This is a genomic window from Pseudoxanthomonas sp. SORGH_AS_0997 (genome assembly GCF_031453535.1).
Lineage (GTDB): Bacteria > Pseudomonadota > Gammaproteobacteria > Xanthomonadales > Xanthomonadaceae > Pseudoxanthomonas_A > Pseudoxanthomonas_A winnipegensis.
The window spans coordinates 4,012,037-4,028,727 of sequence record NZ_JAVIZI010000001.1 but is presented as its reverse complement, the minus strand read 5'-3'; the positions used below and the strand labels follow the sequence as shown (position 1 = coordinate 4,028,727).

The following is a 16,691-nucleotide window of genomic DNA, read 5'->3' as shown; positions in this document are numbered from 1 at the left end:
CTTCCCGCACAGGCCTCCCATGGACATCCGCCCCATCCTCTCCACGCTGCTGCGCCACAAGACCGCCGCCGCCCTGATCGTGCTGGAGATCGCGCTGAGCTGCGCCATCGTGTGCAACGCGCTGTTCCTGATCGGCAATCGGCTCGACCATATGCAGCGGCCCAGTGGGTTCGACGAGACGCATCTGGTGTTCGTCAAGGCCAACGGCATCACCAAGGACGAGGAGGCCAAGGCCGTCACCCGGGCCGATCTGGACGGCCTGCGGGCCATTCCCGGCGTGGATTCGGCCACCGTGGTCAACCAGATCCCGTTCGGAAGCTCGGTGTGGATGAGCGGCATCAAGCTGCGCCCGGACCAGGAGGATTCGACCCTCAGCACGACCAACTACATGGTGTCCGAAGACGGGCTCAAGACCCTCGGCCTGCGTCTGCTGGAAGGCCGCGATTTCGCCGCGTCGGAGTACGTGGACGACGGCGACGGCTGGATTCCGTCGGTGATCGTCAGCCGGGCGCTGGCCCAGCGCCTGTTCCCCGATCAGGGCGCGGTCGGCCAGTCCATCTACGTCTTCGGCAACAAGCCGCACCGGATCGTCGGCATCGTCGAGCATCTGCCCAGGCCGCGCGACGGCGGCGCGCCGGCGGCCGAGTACGACATGAGCATGCTGTTCCCCTCGCGCGTCACCTATAGCGATGGCGGCACCTATGCCCTGCGCGTGCACGACCCGGCCCAGCGCGCGGCGGTGCTGGCGCAGGCCCAGCGGGTCGTCGCCTCGCATGGCCCCACCCGCATCATCAGCAAGGGCGGCACCGGCACGATGGAAGACAAGCGTGCGCGCTACTACCGCAACGACCGCGCCATGGCCTGGCTGCTGGTGGCGGTGAGCGCCGCGCTGCTGGTGGTCACCGCGCTGGGCATCGTCGGCCTGGCCAGCTTCTGGGTCGCCCAGCGCACCCGCCAGATCGGCGTGCGCCGCGCCCTGGGCGCGACCAAGGGCCAGATCCTGCGCTACTTCCAGACCGAGAACTTCATCCTGGCCACCCTCGGCATCGTGCTCGGCATGGTCCTGGCCTACGCCATCAACCAGCTGCTGATGAGCAAGTACGAACTGCCGCGCCTGCCGCTGATCTACCTGCCGGTGGGCGCGGTGCTGCTGTGGCTGCTCGGACAGATCGCCGTGCTCTGGCCCGCACGCCGCGCCGCGGCGGTGCCGCCGGCCATCGCCACGCGCTCGGCGTGATGGCGGCGCACCGCCTCTGGCAAGGAGTCCGAACGTGATCGCCTACTACCTCCGCCTGGCCCTGCGCAGCCTGCGCCGCACACCGGTGATGACCGCGCTGATGGTTTGTGCCATCGGGCTGGGAATCGGTGCGAGCATGACCATGCTGACGGTCCTGCATGTCATGACGCAGGATCCGATTCCGGCCAAGAGCGGCGTGCTGTTCTATCCCACCTTGGATCCGCTGCCGGCGGACTATCCGAAGAGTACCTGGGGCAATCCGGCCGACAACCTGACCTGGCCCGACGCGATGGCCCTGCTGCGCCAGGGCAAGCCCGCGCGCCAGGCCGTCATGGCCGGCGGCGGGCTGCTGGTCTGGCCGCTGGACGCGGCCGGTCGCCCTACCGAACACGGCGGGCGCTACACCACCTGGCAGTTCTTCGACCTGTTCGGCGTGCCGCTGGAACACGGCGGCAGCTGGACCGCAGCGGACGACGCGCAGCAGGCCCGCGTGGTGGTGCTGGGACGCGACCTGGCGATGAAGCTGTTCGGCAGCACCGACGTGGTGGGCCGCAGCGTGCGCCTGAAGGACACGGCCTTCCGCATCGTGGGGGTCGCGGCGCCCTGGTCGCCGCAGCCGCGCTTCTATGTGGACCTGGGCGGCGGCCGGTCGTTCGGCGAGGCCGACGACTTCTTCCTGCCGCTGTCCACGGCGATGGGGCTGAAGTTCGACGTCTCGGGCAACCGGGCCAGCTGGGCCGAGACCGACATGCAGGACCAGCTGCGCTCGCCCAGCATGACCTGGCTGCAGATGTGGGTGGAACTGGAGACGCCGCAGCAGGTCGCCGACTACCGGCGCTTCCTGCACGACTACGCGGCCCAGGAGCATGCCAGCGGACGCTTCCAGCGCGGTCCGGATACCGCAAGGCTTTATCCGTTGATGGATTGGCTGGGCCACAAGAAGCTGGTGCCGTCCGAGGTGCAGCTGCAGCTGTGGCTGGCGATCGGCTTCCTGATCGTGTGCCTGGTCAACATCGTCGCGCTGCTGCTGGCCAAATTCCTGCGGCGCGGCGGCGAGGTCGGCGTGCGGCGCGCGCTCGGTGCACGTGCGTCCGACATCCTGCTGCAACTGGGCTGCGAGGCGGCACTGATCGGCGTGGCCGGCGGCGTACTGGGAAGCGTTCTGGCTCAGCTCGGCCTGTGGAGCGTGCGCCAGCGCCCGGACGGCTATGCCCGGATCGCGCAGATGGATACCAGCATGCTGGCGGCCTCGGTCGCGCTGGCCATCGTCGCCACGCTGCTGGCCGGCCTGATCCCGGCCTGGCGCGCCAGCCGCATCTCCCCCGCCCTGCAGATCAAGGCAGTCTGACCATGGCCCTGCCGCTCAAGCCCATTCTCTCGGCGCTGCGCCATCACCGCCTGACGGCCATGCTGCTGACGCTGCAGGTCGCCCTGACCTGCGCCATCGTCATCAACGCCGGTTTCCTGCTGGTCGAGCGCATCGAGCGCATCACCACGCCCTCGGGCCTGGTGGAGGATGAACTGTCGGTGGTGACCGCGCGCGGCGTGGACGAATCGACCAACGCCGCCGCGCAGCAACGCACCGACCTGGCGGCGCTGCGCGCCCTCGATGGCGTCAAGGCCGCTGCCGCGATCGACGACGGCAGCCTGCCGCTATCGAGCAACATCGACATGTCGGGCGCCTGCGCTTCGCAGGCGGATCTGGATCGGGCCAAGGCCGCGCGCGGCACCGAGGGCATCGCCGGTTGCATCTCGATATCGATCTACAGCGGATCGGACGGCATGCTGGAGGCGCTGGGGCTGCGCCTGCTGGCCGGCCGCGACTTCACCGCCACCGAGCGCGGGGCCGACAAGATCACCGCCGTGATCGTCTCGCGCACCCTCGCCCAGCGCCTGTGGCCCGGGGAAAGCCCGGTGGGCAAACAGCTCTATGGCTTCCAGGGCCCCGTCCCCGTCGTGGGCATGATCGACGATATCCTGACCCCGGTGCTCGGCATCGGCTTGGACGACCACATGGTGATGTTGACCGCGCGGAGCCGCGCGGGGATCTCCAGCACCTATGTGCTGCGCAGCGCACCGCAGGATCGCCAGCGTGTCCTGCGCGCCGCCGCTGTCGCACTCGACAAGGCAGGACCCGTCAGGCTGATCCCGGAGGACGGGCAGCGGACGTACACCCAGATCCGCCACGATTACTTCCAGCGCGACACCACCATGCTCGGCCTGCTGCTCGCCTCCTCGCTGGCGCTGCTGTTCGTCACCGCGCTGGGCATCGGCGGGTTGGCCAACTTCTGGGTCGGCCAGCGCACGCGACAGATCGGCATCCGCCGGGCCGTGGGCGCCACGCGTCGCGACATCCTGCGCCACTTCCAGGCCGAGAACTTCCTGATCGTCGGCGCCGGCGTCGTGCTGGGCATGCTGCTGGCCTATGGCCTGAACCAGCTGCTGATGCGCCAGTACGAGCTGGACCGTTTGCCGCTGTTCTATCTGCCCATCGGCGCAGCGCTGCTGTGGGCGCTGGGCCAGCTCGCCGTGCTGGGGCCGGCCCTGCGCGCCACGCGTGTGCCGCCGGCCATCGCGACGCGGGGCGGGTGAGCCGTATCCATCTCGAGGAGACCTTGACCATGCCACGCCCTGTCCTGCTCGCCCTGTTGCTGGCCTGCGCCGCGCCCGCGGCGCTCGCCGCCGCTCCGGCGGACCGTTCCAGCCACCACGAAAGTCATCTGCGCGTCGACGACAGCTCGCTCACCTGGGACAGCGATGGCCGGCGCCTGGCCCTGCGCGACGGCGCCGACGGCGTTCGCGTCGTGGAGGCCAATACCCTGCGCCTGCAGCCGGGCGATGTGGTGACCCGGGTCGGAGACACGCCGGTGCGCAGCGTCCGCCAGTGGCTGGCGGCCCTGCGCGCCCGGCCTGGCAAGAGCGTGGTCCTGCAGGTCCGCGGGATCGACGGACGCGTGCGCGTGGTGCAGCTCTCCGGCGGCGAGATCGCCGACCTGGCGCCGCCGCCGCCGCCTCCGCCTCCGCCGCCAGCCCCCATCCGCTGATGCGCTTACTTCACATGCACCGCGTCGTTGCCCCGCACGCCCGGCTGCACCAAGGCCTGCGCGTTAAGCTGCACCCAATTTGGTTCCCGGATAGGAGTCCGACAATGAAGGCCACCATCCTGAGCGCGTTCCTGGCCCTCGCGGCGAGCCAGCCGACCGGCGCGGCGGCCGCGGAAGCGTCCCTGCAGGACACCATCAGCGCGCTCGATACGCAGGTCTTCGATGCGTTCAACCGCTGCCAGGATCCGGCGCAGCTGGCGCGGCACGCGGCGTACTTCGATCCGGCCGTGGAGTTCTACCACGACACCGGCGGGGTGACCTGGACCCGCGATGCGATGCTGGCCAACACCAAGCAATATGCCTGTGGCCGCTACACGCGCCAGCTGGTGCCCGGCAGCCTGAAGGTCTATCCGGTCAAGGACTTCGGCGCCATCGAACAGGGCCAGCATCGCTTCTGCCAGGCCGGATCGCAGCAGTGCGACGGGCTGGCGGACTTCGTCATCATCTGGCGCCAGCACGACGGCCAGTGGACCATCACCCGCGTGCTGAGCTATGGCCACCGCAGCCAGTGAGCCGCATGCCATGATCTGGCTCCGTTCCCGTTCCTGGATGCTCTCCATGCGCCTGCCTGCGCGCTTCCTGCTTGCCGCCGCCATGAGCGCGGCGCCGCTGCATGCCGCGCCACAGACCGCGCCGGACCAGGGCGTGCTGATCTCGCAGGACACGCTGGACGGCTACACCGGCCGCTACGTCACACCCGACAAGCTGGCGCTGCGCGTGTGGCGCGAAGGCAACGTGCTGAAGCTGCAGCCCGAGGGCGGGTCGACCACGACGCTGATCGCCGATTCGGAAACCACGTTCCACACCGACGGCCAGGCCGCGCGCGTGGAGTTCGCCTTCGACGCGGCCGACCGTGTCAGCCACCTGCTGCTGGTCCAGGGCGGCGCCACGGTCAAGGCCTTGAGGCAGCAGTGAGCGGAGCGGGGTGAGGCGTGAGTCAAAACGCTGATCCTCGCGCGCGCCCTCGCTTGTTCCTCACTCCTCGCTCCACCCACTCACTTCTCGCTCCACCATGCCCACTCTGCTGATCATCGACGACAACCCGGCCGTGGCCACGGCGCTGAACGTGCTGTTCTCGCTGCACGACATCGGCACGCTGCACGCGGCCACGCCGGAGGAGGGCCTGGCGCTGCTGGAACGCGAGGCGGTGGACCTGGTGATCCAGGACATGAACTTCTCCGCCGACACCACCAGCGGCGAGGAGGGCCAGGCGCTGTTCGCGCAGATCCGCGCACGCCATCCCGACCTGCCGGTGGTGCTGCTGACCGCGTGGACACACCTGGAAGCGGCGGTGGAGCTGGTCAAGGCCGGCGCGGCCGACTACATGGGCAAGCCCTGGGACGACCGCCGCCTGCTGGCCACGGTCAATACGCTGCTGGAGCTGTCCGAGGCGCGCGCCGAACTGGACCGCCGCCGCGCGCGCGACCGCCTGCAGCGCGCGCAGCTGGAGCAGAAGTACGAGCTGTGCGGCGTGGTGTTCAACGATCCGGCCAGCGAGCGCGTGCTGGCGCTGGCCTGCCAGGTGGCGCGCAGCGACCTGCCGGTGCTGATCACTGGCCCCAACGGCAGCGGCAAGGAGAAGATCGCGCAGATCGTGCAGGCCAACTCCGCGGTACGCCATGGCGCCTTCGTCACGCTCAACTGCGGCGCGCTGCCGAGCGAGCTGATCGAGGCCGAGCTGTTCGGCGCCGATGCTGGCGCCTACACCGGCGCCAACAAGGCGCGCGAAGGCAAGTTCGAGGCGGCCGACGGCGGCACGCTGTTCCTGGACGAGATCGGCAACCTGCCGCTGGCCGGCCAGATGAAGCTGCTACGCGTGCTGGAGACCGGCAAGTTCGAGCGTCTTGGCTCCAACCGCGAGCGCAGCGTGCGCGTGCGCGTGATCAGCGCCACCAACGCCGACCTGCCGGCGATGATCCGCGACGGCGCGTTCCGCGAAGACCTCTATTACCGCCTCAACGCGATCGAGCTGGCGCTACCGCCGCTGGCCGACCGCCCCGGCGACATCCTGCCGCTGGCCGCGCACTTCGCCGACAAGCCCATCGGCGACTCGGCGCGCGCCGCGCTGCTGCGCCACCCCTGGCCCGGCAACGTGCGTGAGCTGCGCAACGTGATCCAGCGCGCCAGCCTGCTCAGCCCCGGCGCCCACATCGAGGCGGCCGACCTGAATCTGCCGGTCGCCACCGCACCCGTTCGCACGCATGCGCCGGTCCACGAACCCGACCGCGCCCAGATCGAAGCGGCCATCGCCCGCGCCGGCGGCGTCATCGCCCAGGCCGCCAGCGAACTGGGCCTGAGCCGCCAGGCCCTGTACCGGCGCATGGAGCGCCACGGCATCAAGAGCCCGACATGAAGCACTCGCTCGCCGGCCGCCTGCTGCTGTGGCTGATCCCGCTGGGCGTGGCGGCCATCGCGTTGCCGCTGACGCTGCGGCAGTGGCTCGAGGACGACTGGCTGGTCGGCGTGATCAGTGCGGCGCTCCTGCTGCCGCTGGCGGCGTGGATGCTGCACCAGGCGCTGGCGCCGGTGCAGTCGCTGTTCCGCGCGCTGTCCGGCTCGGTCAACAGCTATCGCGACGGCGAGTTCAACTTCGGCATCCATTGGCAGGGCCACGACGAACTGGCCGGCCTGGTGACCTCGCACGAGGAACTGGGCCAGGTGCTGCGCAGCCAGCGCCAGGGCCTGGCCCAGCGCGAGCTGCTGCTGGACAGCATGGTCCAGCACTCGCCGGTGGCGATGCTGCTGCTGGCGCCCGGTGGCGATGGCGGCATGCGAGTGGTGTTCGCCAACCTGGCCGCGCGCACGCTGCTCTACGGCGGGCGGCGCATGGAAGGCCAGCCGTTCGACCCGCTGCTGCAGCAGGCCCAGCCCGAACTGGTCGAGGCCCTGCAGCGCGGCGGCGACAGCCTGTTCGCCGTGCCGGCCGATGAGGAAGGCGGCGAAGAGCAGATCTATCACCTGGCGCGGCGCCGCTTCCAGCTCAACGGCCGCCAGCAGGAGCTGCTGCAGCTGTGGCGCCTGACCACCGAACTGCGCCGCCAGGAGGTGCAGACCTGGAAGAAGGTGATCCGCGTGATCAGCCACGAGCTCAACAACTCGCTGGCTCCGGTCGCCTCGCTGGCGCACTCGGGCGGCGAACTGGTGCGACGCGGCCGCCACGACCAGCTCGAGCACGTGTTCGCCACCATCGAGGAACGCGCGCGGCATCTGGAGGAATTCATCCGCGGCTATGCGCGCTTCGCCAAGCTGCCGCAGCCGCAGAAGCAGGCGATCGAATGGGGCGCCTTCCTGCGTGGGCTGCAGCAGCAGATCGGCTTCAATATCGAAGGTCACGCGCAGGGCACGCACAGCCGCATCGACCCGGCGCAGTTCGGTCAGGCCCTGCTCAACCTGGTCAAGAACGCGCACGAATCCGGCGGCGATCCCGCCCAGGTCACCGTGCGCGTGCTGCCGCTGGGCAACCAGGTGCGCGTGGAAGTGCTGGACCGCGGCAGCGGCATGAACGAGGCCGTGCTGCAGAACGCGCTGGTGCCGTTCTATTCGACCAAACGCAACGGCACCGGCCTGGGGCTGGCACTGACCCGCGAGATCATCGAGGCCCACGACGGCCGCATCGCCCTGCACAACCGCGAAGGCGGCGGCCTGTGCGTGACCCTGCACCTGCCCACCAGCTGATCCGTTGCTGACGTGGATTGGAGCGGCTCCTCCCTGCAGAGCGGAGCTTGTGGCAATCCCCCGCTGCTCTTCGTTCGGTGCGTGGGAAAAGCCTCAGCGGAGCAAGCTCCGCTCTACGGAGATCTGAGGAGACAGTTGCTCCCACCTGCTCCCCTCAGCGGCTCCCGGCGTACGCCGTGCAATCCACTTCCAGCAGCGCCTTCATCGGCAGCGCGCTCACCGCCATCGCGCTGCGCGCCGGCAGCCGCTCGGGCTTGAACGCCGCGGTGTAGATGGCATTGAAGGTCGACCAGTTGGCCATGTCGGTGATCATGACCGTACAGCGCGCCACATCGTCCATCGACCGCCCGGCGCGCTGCAGCGCCTTGGCCACATTGGCCATGGTGTTGCGCGCCTGGGCGTCGAATTCGTCCGGCAGCTTGCCCTCCGCATCGACACCCAGCTGGCCGGAGACATACACCGTATCGCCCGCGCGCACCGCCGCCGCATACGGCGCCTTGCTGCCGGCGGGGCTGAAGTATTCAAGATCCGCGGCCGGCGCGACGGCAGCGAACACGGAGAGGGTCAACAGCGCGGTACTGCACAGCAGAAGGCGTGACGGCGTCATGGGTCGGGTTCCAGGGACAAGGAGCGGAAGATGCGCACGCCGGCGCCGCTTCCGGGCACCGGCCTTCGCACCGCGTTGCGCGCAACGCCTCCCATTGAACGCCCAGCGAACTTACCCGTGTTGCTGGCCCAAGACCAGTGCCGCTTCCAGCAGGGAGCGACTGGAAGGATTGAGGAAGGCGACAACGGCAGCGCGCTGGTCCGACGGCTCGGCTGCTCAGTCCGCTGATAGCGCACAGCGCATCGCCACCCGCAGCTGCATCGGGAAGCCGAGCGCGGCCTCCTGCTGCAGCGTCGCGCGCAGCTGCGGTCCGCACTGCGCGAGCGGCAGCTCGACGAAGCCTTCGCTGGCATAGAAGGGCGCATTCCACGGCACATCGCGCAGCGTTGTCAGCAGCATGCAGGGGAAGCCGGCCGCCAACGCGGCCGCGCGCGCATGCCGCAGCAGCGCGCGACCATGGCCGCGCCGCGCGTAACGCGGGTCCACATCCATCTGCTGCACGTGGAAGCCATCGTCCAGCTGTCCACCAAAGAGGTACCCAGCGCAGGCGCCGTCCTCGTCCTGAGCCACCCAGAGCTGACCGCGCGCTAGGCCGTCGCGCAACGCGTCCTGATCCAGCACATGCGCCGCGAACGCGGCCTGCGCCACATGCCCTTCCAGCAACGCGCCAGCACGGCGCTCGATGCCCGGCAGCAGCGCCAGTTCCTGCGCGCGCGCCGCGCGGATGCAACCGGCCACGGCTTACTTGCGTTTGACCGGCCGCGTCCAGCCTTCCAGGGTCTGCTGGCGGGCGCGGGCGAGGGTCAGTTCGCCGGCCGGCGCGTCGCGGGTGATGACCGAGCCGGCGCCCAGGGTGGCGCCATCGCCGATGGAGATCGGCGCCACCAGCGCGCTGTTGCTGCCGACGAACACGTTGTCGCCGATGGTGGTGGTGAACTTGTTCACCCCGTCGTAGTTGCAGGTGATGACGCCCGCGCCGACGTTGGTGCGGCTGCCGATGACCGTGTCGCCCAGGTAGCTGAGGTGATTGGCCTTGGTGCCCACGCCCAGCACGGCGTTCTTGGTTTCCACGAAGTTGCCGACATGCACGCCGTCGGCCAACACCGTGCCCGGCCGCAGCCGCGCGAACGGGCCGATCTGCACCGCGCCCTCGGTGACCACGCCTTCCAGGTCGCAGTGCGCGCGCACCTCGGTGCCCGGGCCCAGCTTGACGTTCTTCAGGCGCACGAAGGGGCCGATCTGCACGCCGTCGCCCAGTTCGACCTCGCCCTCCAGCACCACGTCCACATCGATCTGCACGTCCAGACCGACGCGCACGGTGCCGCGCTGGTCCACGCGCGCCGGATCGATCAGCCGCGCACCGGCCAGGCACAGCGCCTTGGCCTGGCGCATCTGCCAGGTGCGCTCCAGCTGGGCGAGCTGCCACGGGTCGTTGGCGCCCTCGGCCTCCAGCGGGTCGGCGACCAGTACCATCTCGGCCGGGGTGAACTCGGCCGCGGCCATGCCGAAGATGTCGGTGAGGTAGTACTCGCCCTGCGCGTTGTCGTTGGACAGCTGCGCCAGCCAGCGATGCAGCGCCGTCGATTCGGCGGTAACGATGCCGGTGTTGATGGTGCGGATGCGGCGCTGCTCGTCGTCGGCGTCCTTGTGCTCGACGATGGCGCCGACCTTGCCGTTGGCATCGCGCACGATGCGGCCGTAGCCGCTCGGATCGTCCGGCTCGGCCACCAGCACCGCCAGGCGGCCCGGCGCGTGCAGCAGGCGCAGCAGCGTGTCGGCGCGGATCAGCGGCACATCGCCATAGAGCACCAGCACGGTGGCCGCGTCGGGCACCTGCTCCATCGCCTGCTGCACGGCATGGCCGGTGCCCAGGCGCACGGCCTGTTCGGCCCACTGCAGGTCGGGCTGGTCGGCGAAGGCCTCGCGCACCGCCTCGCCGCCATGGCCGTAGACCACGTGGATCGCCTCAGGCTGCAGCGCACGCGCCGTGTCGATCACATGCGCCAGCATCGGCCGGCCCGCGATCGGCTGCAGCACCTTGGGCCGGACCGAGCGCATGCGCTTGCCCTCGCCGGCGGCCAGGATGATCACGTGCAGGGGAAGCGTCATGGGGAAGTCCTTGCGCCCGCGTCGGGGTTTTCGATCAGCCTGTTAGCATAGCCGAGCGCCTCGCGCCTCTCACAAGGACATCTGCGATACGTGAACAGGAAGATCGAAAGCGCCTTGGTCTGGATTGGACCAGCGCTGCTGTTACTAGGCTTCTGCCTGCATCATCTCTGGACGCAATGGCCCTCGGGCCGCTTCGCTGAATTGATCGCCATCGCGCTGGTCGCGCTTGGCCTGGCCAAGCTACTGCAGCGCCTGGCCGGCGCATCATCGGCCACCTGGCTGACCGCGATCTGGTGTGTGGCTCTGCTCGTGTTTGCAGGTCCTACATCCGTCCTGGCAACGGCGCTCTTCTTTCTCTCCCTGGCTGCGCTGGGCGGGCTGCTGTTTCCCTCCCAGCCGCTGCCATTGCAGGTCCTGCTGGGCGCGCTGATGTCAGCGGGATTGATCGGCTGGTTGCTGCCGCTCCCCATCCACTACACCTGGACCTACAGCGTCCTGTGTGCCGGCTTGATCGTGTGGCGCCGCAATCACTTGCGCGCACAGATCCAGACGGCCTTCGCTGGATGGAATGCATCGATAGCGGCCTCTCCCGGGAGCGCGGCCTTTGGAGTGACTGCACTCGGCTTGGCCATGACCCCGATCTGGCTGCCAACGCTGCAGTACGACGATCTTGCCTATCATTTGCGGCTGCCCTGGCAACTGCAGCAGCAAGGCTTCTACGACGCGGCACCTGAGCATCAGGTGTGGGCGTTTGCTCCCTGGGCTTCGGACATCCTGCAGGCGATTCCACAACTGATCGCGCATCAGGAGGCCCGAGGGCCTGTCAATGCCGTCTGGGGCATGCTGCTCGGCAGCGCCATCTGGCAGATCGGTCGCAACATCGGCATGCCGCCCAAGGCGCGCTGGCTGACGGTGGCCCTTGCCGCCAGCCTGCCACTCACCGCCGCACTGGCTGCCAGCATGCAGACGGAGCTGTTGACGGCGGCGGCTTTGGCTTGGATGGCGGCCCTGGTGACCCAACCACGCGGCGCAGACCTCCGCTTCTGGCTCGCGCTTGCCATTCTGGCGGGCGGTCTCGCCGAACTGAAACTGGTCGCTTTGGCGATGGCGTTGATGATGGTGGCTTGGGCGCTCGCCCGACATCGCTGGCCATCACCGATCGGCATCATGCTCGTACTGCTCGTCGGCACCGCGGTCGCCAGCTCCAGCTACACCTACGGTTGGCTACTGGCCGGGAATCCGCTCCTTCCCCTCTTCAACAGCGTATTCAAGTCGCCCTATTTCGCGTATCAGGATTTCAGCGATCCGCGCTGGCAGTCCGGCTTTCAGCCTGATCTGATCTGGAACCTGACCTTTTCCACTCACGATTATCTTGAAGCCTACGATGGCGCGGCAGGTTTCGCCATGGTCGGACTGTGCGGCATATGGCTTCTGGCGCTGATGCGTAGACAGACGCGCGCGCTGGCATGGGTTTCCACGCTTCTACTCCTGCTTCCGCTGATCCCCCTCCAGTATGTTCGCTATGCATATCCGGGCATGGTGCTGCTCTGCGTGCCACTTGTTGCCACGCTTTTCTTGACACTTCGCGAGCGATCGTCGCTCGTATTCGTCATCGCACTGTGCGTGATCAATTTCAGCTTCCAGGCGAATGCAAACTGGATGCTGCGCAACGGTGCGCTCAAGCAAACCATCAAGGCCGCAGGGCGGGATCTGCCCTTGATGAAACGCTACGCACCTCAGCGGGCATTGGCGATGTCGATCCGCGCTTCTGGCGAAGAGGGCGGCAATGTCCTGGTCTTGGGCGGGAATGCGCCCTTCTTTGCCGAGTTCGGCAGCCTTGGCCGCTCGGTAAGTTGGTACGCTCCCTCGCTTCAGACGCTTGCAATCCGTGCAGACCAAGACGATACAGGCCGGGCTTGGCTGGAACTCCTGCGCCAGCAGTGTATCCGTCATGTCATCGTCGATCCCCCATCAGGGCCTGCCTTCTCTCACGCGCTGCTTCTGCTCGGGGCTACCCGCAGGGAAGCGATCGGTGAAACAACCTGGTGGTCGCTCCCGGCTGAGCCGAAGTCCTCGAATTGAAATGACAACGCCAGCAACTGTCGACCTCCACCACTTTCCGATATGAACGCACCCAGCGGTATTGCTGTCGTCATCCCCTGCTATCGCGTCCGCGCACAGATCCTGGACGTGCTCGACTCCATTGGGCCTGAAGCGAGGTTCATTTTTGTCATTGACGATGCGTGCCCTGAAAAGTCCGGCGAGTGGGTCAAACTGCGAACTCAAGATCCGCGCGTCGTTGTCGTCGAACATACGCACAACCGGGGCGTGGGCGCGGCCACCATGACAGGCTACCGGCACGCGTTGGCGGCTGGAGCTGAAGTGGCCATCAAGCTCGATGGTGATGGCCAGATGGATGCGCGACTGATCCGGCGTATCGCCAGCCCCTTGTTGGCCGGCCAGGCCGATTATGCAAAGGGCAACCGCTTTCACCGCCTCAGCTTCGTTAAAGGCATGCCTGCAGTACGCCTGGTCGGCAACGCTGGGCTCTCGTTACTGACCAAGCTCTCAAGCGGATACTGGCAATCGGTGGACCCCACGAACGGCTACACCGCACTGCGCATCGAATTGGTCAAGGAGCTGGACTTAGAGCGCATCTCGCGGCGCTACTTCTTCGAATCCGACCTTCTTTACCATCTCGGTCAGGCTGGCGCCGTCGTCGTCGACGTCCCGATGCCAGCACGCTATCAGGAGGAAACCAGCAGTCTGCGCCCTTGGCGCGTCATCGCTCCGTTTCTTCATGGCCACCTGCGGAACACTGCGCGGAGAATCGGGTACACCTACCTGCTACGCGGCTTCTCGATCGCGAGCGTGGAGCTCGTCCTTGGCATCCTTCTGGTCTCCAGCGGCTCCGTGTTCGGTGCATGGCACTGGATGGACTCAAGCCGAAGCGGTATCCCCGCGACGGCGGGCACCGTCATGGTCGCTGCGTTGCCTATCATTGTCGGCATCCAGATGCTGATGTCCTGGCTGAACTTCGATGTCCACAGCGAGCCTCGCCACCCTGTGCATCCTCTGCTGCGCGATCAGCAATCGACACATGGGACGAACGCCGATTGACGCGACCTCTCGAGGAGGTGCCCCCGGATATGATGGCAACTCTCAATTGACGCTGCAGATCCGTGTCACTTCTCCGCCAGGGTAGTAGCTACATTGTCGTCGGCTTGGCCCAGCTCATGCTGGACTGGAGCGTCTTTGTCGCGCTCAGCGCGCTGGGCCTCGACGCGGTGCCGGCCAACCTCGCCGGGCGCGTGGCGGGGGCGATCCTGGGATTCTGGCTCAACGGGCGCTATACCTTCGCCTCGCGCGAGGACGGGGCGCGGCTGGGGTGGTCGCGGTTCGCGCGGTTCCTGGCGGTGTGGATCCCCGCCACGGTGCTCAGCACCTGGATGATTCTGCTGGTCGAGCAGCGCCTGGGCCTGCAGCTGGCCTGGCTGGCCAAGCCGCTGGTGGAGGGCGTGCTGGCGGTGCTGACCTTCGCCGCCAGCCGGTATGTGATCTATCGCTGAGCGCCACCACGCTTGGTGGGAGCTGGCCTGCTGTCCAAGCCGCTAGTGATGGCGTGCTGGCCTTGCTGACCTTCGCTAGTCGCTCGCCGAAGAGCCCCCTGCTTGGTGGGAGCAACTGTCTCTAAGTTCAAGCCGCGGCCTTTTTGTAGAGCGGAGCTTGCTCCGCTGCGTTTCGACCGGATCATCGGCAAGCCCCAGCGGAGCAAGCTCCGCTCTACAGGTGGGAGCCGCCATGGCGGCGATGGGGCTTTACCCCAGGAAGTTCACAGGTAAGGCCTCATCGCCGCCATGGCGGTTCCCACCGAGCGGGGTATCTGCCGCCCCACAACGCAAAACGCCGGCTTGCGCCGGCGTTTTGCATTTCCGCGTCTGCGGGCCAGGCCGGGCCGCTCGAACGCTCAGTGCTTGAGCGTCTTGCGCAGGCGCTCTAGGGCCTGCAGCTGGACCACGGCTTCCATCAGCTTGCGCTGGGCTTCGGCCAGGTCCTCGGTCTCGCCGCGGTTGGCCAGCACGCGCTCGGCCTCGTCCTTGGCCGCCTTGACCGCGGCCTCGTCGATGTCCTGCGCGCGGATGGCGGTGTCGGCCAGCACGGTCACCACCTGCGGCTGAACCTCCAGGATCCCGCCGGAGATGGCGAAGTCCAGGTGCTCGCCGGAGGGCGTGGTGACCACAACCTTGCCCGCCTTCAGGCGCGTGATCAGCGGCGCGTGCTTGGGCGCGATGCCCAGCTCGCCCAGCTCACCGGTAGCGACCACCAGGGTAGCTTCCCCGTGGTAGATCTCCTGCTCGGCGCTGACGATGTCGCAACGGATGGTGCTCATGGTTACCTCGCTGGTGCGAGGCGGGATTGGGGATTCGGGATTCGGGATTCGGTAAAGCGGTCGCGCCGCTTCGTCCTCACTCCCACGCCCTTCTCCTCGATACCGCCCTGCAAATCCCTAATCCCGAATCCCGAATCCCGAATCCCGAATCCCGGCGCTTACGCCTTCTCAGCCAGCTTCTTGGCCTTTTCCACGGCCTCGTCGATGCCGCCGACCATGTAGAAGGCCTGCTCGGGCAGGTGGTCGTACTCGCCGTCCAGGATGCCCTTGAAGCCGCGGATGGTGTCCTTCAGCGCCACGTACTTGCCCGGGGCGCCGGTGAACACTTCGGCCACGTGGAAGGGCTGGCTGAAGAAGCGCTCGATCTTGCGCGCGCGCGAGACCGACTGCTTGTCTTCCTCGGACAGCTCGTCCATGCCCAGGATGGCGATGATGTCCTTCAGTTCCTTGTACTTCTGCAGCGTGGACTGCACGCGACGGGCGACGTCGTAGTGCTCGGCACCGACCACCAGTGGGTCCAGCTGGCGGCTGGTGGAGTCCAGCGGGTCCACGGCCGGGTAGATGCCCAGCGAGGCGATCTGGCGGCTCAGGGTGACGGTGGAGTCCAGGTGGGCGAAGGTGGTCGCCGGCGAGGGGTCGGTCAGGTCGTCCGCGGGCACGTACACGGCCTGGATCGAGGTGATCGAGCCGGACTTGGTCGAGGTGATGCGCTCCTGCAGCACGCCCATTTCCTCGGCCAGGGTGGGCTGGTAGCCCACCGCCGACGGCATGCGGCCGAGCAGCGCCGACACTTCGGTACCGGCCAGCGTGTAGCGGTAGATGTTGTCGACGAACAGCAGCACGTCCTTGCCCTTGCCCGAGGCGTCCTTCTCGTCGCGGAAGTACTCGGCCATGGTCAGGCCGGTCAGCGCCACGCGCAGACGGTTGCCCGGCGGCTCGTTCATCTGGCCGTAGACCATCGCCACCTTGTCCAGGACGTTGGAGTCCTTCATCTCGTGGTAGAAGTCGTTGCCCTCGCGGGTACGCTCGCCCACGCCGGCGAACACGGACAGACCGCTGTGCGCCTTGGCGATGTTGTTGATCAGCTCCATCATGTTGACGGTCTTGCCGACGCCGGCACCGCCGAACAGGCCGACCTTGCCGCCCTTGGCGAACGGGCACATCAGGTCGATGACCTTGATGCCGGTCTCCAGCAGCTCGGTGGAGGAGGACTGGTCCTCGTAGGACGGCGCGGCGCGGTGGATTTCCCAGCTGTCGCTGCCCTCGACCGGGCCGGCCTCGTCGATCGGGCGGCCCAGCACGTCCATGATGCGGCCCAGCGTGGCGCTGCCGACCGGCACGGAGATCGCCTTGCCGGTGTTGGTCGCCACCAGGTTGCGCTTGAGGCCATCGGTGGAGCCCAGCGCGATGGTGCGGACCACGCCGTCGCCCAGCTGCTGCTGCACTTCCAGCGTGATCTCGGTGTTGTCCACCTTCAGCGCGTCGTACACCTTCGGCACTTCGCCGCGCGGGAATTCGACGTCGACGACCGCGCCGATGATCTGAACGATCTTGCCCTGACTCATTTTG

16 protein-coding genes and 1 pseudogene are annotated in these 16,691 nt (G+C 67.8%); 12 read left to right on the top strand and 5 right to left on the bottom strand.

From position 1 onward, the window contains the following. Positions 1-19: 19 nt before the first annotated feature. The 9 genes and pseudogenes from QE438_RS17570 to QE438_RS18945 all read left to right on the top strand — a co-directional run bounded on the left by QE438_RS17570 (position 20) and on the right by QE438_RS18945 (position 8,016). Positions 20-1,237, top strand: a complete 1,218-nt coding sequence (locus QE438_RS17570; RefSeq protein ID WP_306993776.1) for an FtsX-like permease family protein — start codon at positions 20-22, stop codon at positions 1,235-1,237. 34 nt (positions 1,238-1,271) lie between these two features. After that, on the top strand, positions 1,272-2,585 hold the full coding sequence (locus QE438_RS17565) for an ABC transporter permease (protein WP_306993778.1): 1,314 nt from the start codon (positions 1,272-1,274) through the stop codon (positions 2,583-2,585). Positions 2,586-2,587: 2 nt separating this feature from the next. Continuing rightward, the gene (locus QE438_RS17560) at positions 2,588-3,829 is read left to right on the top strand and encodes an FtsX-like permease family protein (protein ID WP_306993779.1); all 1,242 of its coding nucleotides are present in this window, start codon (positions 2,588-2,590) and stop codon (positions 3,827-3,829) included. Between the two features lie 29 nt (positions 3,830-3,858). Then, positions 3,859-4,281: a PDZ domain-containing protein gene (locus tag QE438_RS17555; RefSeq protein WP_306993780.1), complete on the top strand. Its 423-nt coding sequence runs from the start codon at positions 3,859-3,861 to the stop codon at positions 4,279-4,281. 104 nt (positions 4,282-4,385) lie between these two features. Further along, on the top strand, positions 4,386-4,853 hold the full coding sequence (locus tag QE438_RS17550; protein WP_306993782.1) for a nuclear transport factor 2 family protein: 468 nt from the start codon (positions 4,386-4,388) through the stop codon (positions 4,851-4,853). Between the two features lie 46 nt (positions 4,854-4,899). Next, a complete protein-coding gene (locus tag QE438_RS17545) occupies positions 4,900-5,256 on the top strand; it encodes a hypothetical protein (protein WP_306993784.1) in 357 nt (118 codons plus the stop codon). Positions 5,257-5,353: 97 nt separating this feature from the next. Then, on the top strand, positions 5,354-6,694 hold the full coding sequence (locus QE438_RS17540; RefSeq protein WP_306993786.1) for a sigma-54 dependent transcriptional regulator: 1,341 nt from the start codon (positions 5,354-5,356) through the stop codon (positions 6,692-6,694). Next, positions 6,616-7,173, top strand: a pseudogene (locus QE438_RS18950) (histidine kinase-response regulator hybrid protein); the annotation flags it as partial. The gene QE438_RS17540 and the pseudogene QE438_RS18950, both read left to right, overlap by 79 nt. Next, positions 7,168-8,016 (top strand): HAMP domain-containing sensor histidine kinase, encoded by an 849-nt coding sequence (locus QE438_RS18945; protein WP_343228804.1) that lies wholly within the window; start codon positions 7,168-7,170, stop codon positions 8,014-8,016. The pseudogene QE438_RS18950 and the gene QE438_RS18945, both read left to right, overlap by 6 nt. Positions 8,017-8,170: 154 nt before the next feature. Here the strand turns inward: QE438_RS18945 and QE438_RS17530 are convergent, their stop codons facing one another. The 3 genes from QE438_RS17530 to glmU form a co-directional block, all read right to left on the bottom strand. Continuing rightward, positions 8,171-8,623, bottom strand: coding sequence for a RidA family protein (locus tag QE438_RS17530; RefSeq protein WP_306993790.1), 453 nt, complete (start codon positions 8,621-8,623; stop codon positions 8,171-8,173). A 216-nt stretch (positions 8,624-8,839) separates the two neighbouring features. Continuing rightward, entirely contained in the window at positions 8,840-9,361 is a 522-nt protein-coding gene (locus QE438_RS17525; protein WP_307184061.1) for a GNAT family N-acetyltransferase, read from the bottom strand. A gap of 3 nt (positions 9,362-9,364) precedes the next feature. Continuing rightward, positions 9,365-10,732 (bottom strand): bifunctional UDP-N-acetylglucosamine diphosphorylase/glucosamine-1-phosphate N-acetyltransferase GlmU, encoded by a 1,368-nt coding sequence (gene glmU / locus QE438_RS17520; protein WP_130530479.1) that lies wholly within the window; start codon positions 10,730-10,732, stop codon positions 9,365-9,367. A 90-nt stretch (positions 10,733-10,822) separates the two neighbouring features. On the opposite strand from glmU, the gene QE438_RS17515 reads away from it, so the two are divergent. The 3 genes from QE438_RS17515 (at position 10,823) to QE438_RS17505 (ending at position 14,301) form a co-directional block, all read left to right on the top strand. Next, complete coding sequence (locus tag QE438_RS17515; RefSeq protein ID WP_307184062.1) at positions 10,823-12,814, top strand: hypothetical protein; 1,992 nt, start codon at positions 10,823-10,825, stop codon at positions 12,812-12,814. 42 nt (positions 12,815-12,856) lie between these two features. Continuing rightward, a complete protein-coding gene (locus QE438_RS17510; protein WP_306993799.1) occupies positions 12,857-13,852 on the top strand; it encodes a glycosyltransferase family 2 protein in 996 nt (331 codons plus the stop codon). 62 nt (positions 13,853-13,914) lie between these two features. Next, positions 13,915-14,301, top strand: coding sequence for a GtrA family protein (locus QE438_RS17505; protein WP_306993801.1), 387 nt, complete (start codon positions 13,915-13,917; stop codon positions 14,299-14,301). A gap of 398 nt (positions 14,302-14,699) precedes the next feature. On the opposite strand, the gene QE438_RS17500 is transcribed toward QE438_RS17505, so the two are convergent. Then, positions 14,700-15,122 carry a F0F1 ATP synthase subunit epsilon gene (locus tag QE438_RS17500; RefSeq protein ID WP_130515127.1) on the bottom strand — a complete coding sequence of 141 codons (423 nt, stop codon included), beginning with the start codon at positions 15,120-15,122 and terminating at the stop codon, positions 14,700-14,702. A 158-nt stretch (positions 15,123-15,280) separates the two neighbouring features. Continuing rightward, the gene (gene atpD, locus QE438_RS17495) at positions 15,281-16,687 is read right to left on the bottom strand and encodes a F0F1 ATP synthase subunit beta (RefSeq protein WP_130515125.1); all 1,407 of its coding nucleotides are present in this window, start codon (positions 16,685-16,687) and stop codon (positions 15,281-15,283) included. Between the last annotated feature and the right edge of the window lie 4 nt (positions 16,688-16,691).

Coding starts and splice junctions, on each gene's coding strand:
- QE438_RS17570 (WP_306993776.1), top strand. CDS start 20: ATGGACATCCGCCCCATCCTCTCCACGCTGCTGCGCCACAAGACCGCC.
- QE438_RS17560 (WP_306993779.1), top strand. CDS start 2,588: ATGGCCCTGCCGCTCAAGCCCATTCTCTCGGCGCTGCGCCATCACCGC.
- QE438_RS17555 (WP_306993780.1), top strand. CDS start 3,859: ATGCCACGCCCTGTCCTGCTCGCCCTGTTGCTGGCCTGCGCCGCGCCC.
- QE438_RS17550 (WP_306993782.1), top strand. CDS start 4,386: ATGAAGGCCACCATCCTGAGCGCGTTCCTGGCCCTCGCGGCGAGCCAG.
- QE438_RS17545 (WP_306993784.1), top strand. CDS start 4,900: ATGCGCCTGCCTGCGCGCTTCCTGCTTGCCGCCGCCATGAGCGCGGCG.
- QE438_RS17540 (WP_306993786.1), top strand. CDS start 5,354: ATGCCCACTCTGCTGATCATCGACGACAACCCGGCCGTGGCCACGGCG.
- QE438_RS18945 (WP_343228804.1), top strand. CDS start 7,168: ATGGAAGGCCAGCCGTTCGACCCGCTGCTGCAGCAGGCCCAGCCCGAA.
- QE438_RS17530 (WP_306993790.1), bottom strand. CDS start 8,623: ATGACGCCGTCACGCCTTCTGCTGTGCAGTACCGCGCTGTTGACCCTC.
- glmU (WP_130530479.1), bottom strand. CDS start 10,732: ATGACGCTTCCCCTGCACGTGATCATCCTGGCCGCCGGCGAGGGCAAG.
- QE438_RS17510 (WP_306993799.1), top strand. CDS start 12,857: ATGAACGCACCCAGCGGTATTGCTGTCGTCATCCCCTGCTATCGCGTC.
- QE438_RS17500 (WP_130515127.1), bottom strand. CDS start 15,122: ATGAGCACCATCCGTTGCGACATCGTCAGCGCCGAGCAGGAGATCTAC.
- atpD (WP_130515125.1), bottom strand. CDS start 16,687: ATGAGTCAGGGCAAGATCGTTCAGATCATCGGCGCGGTCGTCGACGTC.